The sequence below is a fragment of the Asticcacaulis biprosthecium C19 genome, assembly GCF_000204015.1.
In the GTDB taxonomy this organism is placed as follows: domain Bacteria; phylum Pseudomonadota; class Alphaproteobacteria; order Caulobacterales; family Caulobacteraceae; genus Asticcacaulis; species Asticcacaulis biprosthecius.
Window position 1 is genome coordinate 270011 of the sequence record NZ_GL883078.1, and the last position, 3657, is coordinate 273667.

The 3657-nt window shown below is 62.1% G+C and carries 5 protein-coding genes; all 5 read left to right on the top strand.

The window, feature by feature from the left end; translation table 11 throughout:
* A partial coding sequence (locus ABI_RS11805) for a glyoxalase (protein ID WP_040309186.1) occupies positions 1–337 on the top strand: 337 nt, incomplete at its 5' end.
* On the top strand, positions 337–1167 hold the full coding sequence (locus ABI_RS11810; RefSeq protein WP_040309187.1) for a fumarylacetoacetate hydrolase family protein: 831 nt from the start codon (positions 337–339) through the stop codon (positions 1165–1167). The genes ABI_RS11805 and ABI_RS11810, both read left to right, overlap by 1 nt.
* Before the next feature lie 91 nt (positions 1168–1258).
* The gene (locus ABI_RS11815) at positions 1259–1513 is read left to right on the top strand and encodes a GlsB/YeaQ/YmgE family stress response membrane protein (RefSeq protein WP_006273217.1); all 255 of its coding nucleotides are present in this window, start codon (positions 1259–1261) and stop codon (positions 1511–1513) included.
* A 439-nt stretch (positions 1514–1952) separates the two neighbouring features.
* On the top strand, positions 1953–2393 hold the full coding sequence (locus tag ABI_RS11820) for a response regulator (RefSeq protein ID WP_006273218.1): 441 nt from the start codon (positions 1953–1955) through the stop codon (positions 2391–2393).
* Positions 2386–3615, top strand: coding sequence for a histidine kinase dimerization/phosphoacceptor domain -containing protein (locus ABI_RS11825; protein ID WP_006273219.1), 1230 nt, complete (start codon positions 2386–2388; stop codon positions 3613–3615). Before ABI_RS11820 ends, ABI_RS11825 begins: the two co-directional genes overlap by 8 nt.
* Positions 3616–3657: the final 42 nt, after the last annotated feature.

Sequence of the window (3657 nt, forward strand, 5' to 3'; positions counted from 1 at the left end):
GTCGCTGAATCACATCGCCTTTGAGATGGAAGACATGGACGCCGTCATGCGCGGCATCGGCCGCATGCGCGACCACGGCGCCATCCCCGCCTGGGGCCCCGGCCGCCACGGCCCCGGCGCCAATGTCTACGCCTATTTCATTTCGCCGTTTGGCGCTGTCGTCGAATACTCAACCGCTGTGGAAATCATCAGCGACGACTACCCCACGGGCGCCCCCGAAGACTGGACCTGGCCGCCCAATCGCATCGACCAGTGGGGCATTTCGGACAAGGATTTTACGGGGCTATCGAAGGCCGAAAAGGTCTTCACCTACGCCCCGCTGATGGAGAAGGTTTGATGAAGTACGTATCCTACCACCTTAACGGCCGCGACACCTGGGGCCATATCGAAGGCGATTACGTCTCCGACCTCGGCGCCTTTTTCGGCGGCGACCTGAAGACCGCCATTGCCGAAGGCCGGCTGGGCCACCCCGCCGCCAATGCCACCACACGCTTGAGCGACGTCAAGCTTCTCCCGGTCATCCCCAACCCCACCAAGATCTTCTGCGTCGGCCACAATTTTGAGACCCATCGCGCCGAAACCGGCCGCGCCAAAGTCGGCCACCCGTCGATCTTCCTGCGCTTTGCCGACACCCTGATCGCCGACGGCGACGCCATCATCCGGCCGTGCAACTCGACCAGCCTTGATTACGAGGCCGAGCTGGCCCTGGTCATCGGCAAGACCGGCCGCCACATCGCCGAAGCCGACGCCATGTCCTATGTCGCGGGTTTTACCTGCGCCAACGACGCCTCGGTGCGCGACTGGCAATGGCACACCACCCAGTTCGCTCCGGGCAAAAACTTCCCCGGCACAGCGCCGCTGGGACCATGGCTGGTGACGCCCGATGCAATTACCGACCTGGGCGCCGTGACGGTGGAATCGCGCCTGAACGGCCAGGTCATGCAGCACGCCACCCTAGGGGACCTGATCTTCCCGCTGCCGGTCATCATCAGCTACCTGTCAGGCTTCACGACGCTGAATCCCGGCGACGTCATCCTGACGGGCACGCCGGGCGGCGTCGGTGCCAAACGCGAACCGCCGGTGTGGATGAAGCCCGGCGACATTATCGAGGTCGATATCGCCGGCGTCGGGCTGTTGACCAACACCATCGCCGAAGAGGTGACATAAGGGAGTCGTATTTGGTGAGTCCGCCAAAGGCCGCTATCGGTGATATCCCGATCCGCGGCACAGCCCGGTCCTCATTCAGGATACCCCCTCCATGACCCTTGAAACCCTTCTTATCTGGCTTGTGATTGGTGCCGTCGCGGGCTGGTTGGCCGGTGCCGTTGTCAAAGGGGGTGGTTTTGGCCTGGTCGGCGATATCGTCGTCGGCATCATCGGCGCCTTCGTCGGAGGCTGGCTGGCCGGAGTCCTGGGCATCAATATTGGCGGCGGCATCATCGCCACGATCATCACCGCTACCGGCGGCGCGATTGTCCTGCTTCTGCTTGTGCGCCTTATCAAGCGAAACTGACCTTCCGGCGCATCTCGCCAGACAACAAACAAGCGCCAAAACAAACAAGCGCCGGACCCGCGGGTCTGGCGCTTGTTCATTCTACGGCACGGATATCGGGGTTTGACAGCGTACTGCCACAATCGCGTTATCCGCTCTCTCCAAACGTCCATGTCGCTGGCACAGCCGCCGCCGCCGTAATCCGGATCGTTCACCACCGACCGCGCGCCGCCAGCACGGAAAATGGGCCCCGGTCATGCCTATAACCGGAGCCCAGGGTCTGGTGTTGTCTTCAACGTAACGCGGTCGTACCAAGTGGTGAACCTGAGCGCAGACTACGCCTCCTCCGCCCCCCTGTGCAGACTCGGAATATACTCACCCCACTGGGTACAATCCGAACCTGTCCCCGCGCCCCGAATAGTCTAGAACTGAACCCTGAACCGTACCCAGGGAAAGTCCCATGTTGAACATACTGATCGTCGAAGACGACCTGATGATCGCCGACATGACCGAAGCGTTTCTGATCGCGTCGGGATACGACGTGTGCGGCATTGCTCGCACCGTCAACAAGGCCCTGGCTCTGGCGGCCGAGCACCTGCCCGACCTGGCGCTGATCGACCTGCGCCTGGCCGAAGGCGGCCTGGGCACCGATGTCGCCCCCCAGTTGCAAAGACGCAAAAGAACAGGCATTCTGTACGTCAGCGGAAACGCCATGCAGTTCGACCTGACCTCGGACGATGGCGACGGCTGTCTGGTCAAACCCTACCTCACACGCGACCTGCTCTGCAGCCTCAGTATCGTGACTGACATCGTCACCACCGGCGCCTCCACCCAGATCCACCCGCGCGGCTTCAAGCTTCTGAAACCCCCAATCCCGGACGGCATAGCATCTCATGGCTGACGACGCCGCAAGGGTTAATAAGCTCCTCCGCCAGCAGGCTGCCATTGCTGGCTTCGGCAGCTATGCGCTGCGCGAAAACGACCTGCACAAGGTCCTGACCGAGGCCGCCCGCGTCTGCGCCGCTGGCCTGGACGTCCCGTTCAGCAAGGTCTGCCGCTACCGCGCCGACGAAAATGACCTCCTCGTCGAAGCCGGGTTCGGGTGGAGGCCCGGCGTCGTCAGCAAGGTCGTCTCCCGCGCCGACGACAGCACACCCCAGGGCCGGGCCTTCATTACCGGCGAGCCTTCTATCTGCAACGATCTGCGCGAAGACACCGGCTTCGAATTGCCGGCCTTCTACGCTGAACACGGCATCATCTCGACCGTCGACGTGGTCATCCATATCAAGGACAAACAGCCCTACGGCGTGCTGGAAATCGACAACAACGTCCAGCAGGACTACGACCAGCACGACATCAACTTCCTGACCGGTTTCGCCAATGTACTGGCCGAGGCCGTCGCCACCTCGGCGCGGTTGGAGCTGCTCCAGACCACGATCGGCGAGATGAAGGCTCTGGTCACCGAAAAGGACCGTCTGCTTGACCAAAAGAAGGTCCTGGCCGAAGAGCTGCAACACCGCGTCCGCAACAACCTGCAACTCATCTACGGCATGCTGACCAAGCAGCTGGACGACACAGCCGACGAGGCCGGCCAGCGCGGTTTGCGCGCCATCGCCCGGCGCGTCTTTACCCTGGCCAAGGTCTATGAAAACCTGCTGGGTACCGAGATGACGCACGCCACCGACTTCGGCGCCTATGTCAAATCGCTGTGCGTCAACCTGTCGGAGATCCAGGACGGCGACATCGACGGTATTGACCTGGTATGCTCCAGCGAATCCTTCCTGCTGGAGCTCGACATGGTGACGGCGCTGGGCATCATCGTCGCCGAGTTGGTCACCAACAGCTATGACCATGCCTTTGCCGACCGGACCGGTGCCATTGCTGTCACGGTGGTTCGCGACGCCCAGGCGCTCGATCGCGGTCGGCTGACCATCTGGGACAACGGCGCCGGTTTCGTCGAACAGCCGGGCAGCAAGCGCCACGGCGTCGGCCTGGTGCGCCGGCTGGTCGAACAGATCGACGGTGATATTCATCTGACGGTGGACAATGGCGCCCGCTGGATCGTCGATTTCCCGATCCCTGCGGCCAGTTCCCAACACCTTGACGAATACCAAGCCTCATAAAGAATGACGCTTGATATTCGCATTTATTCAGCTCAAGCGCCG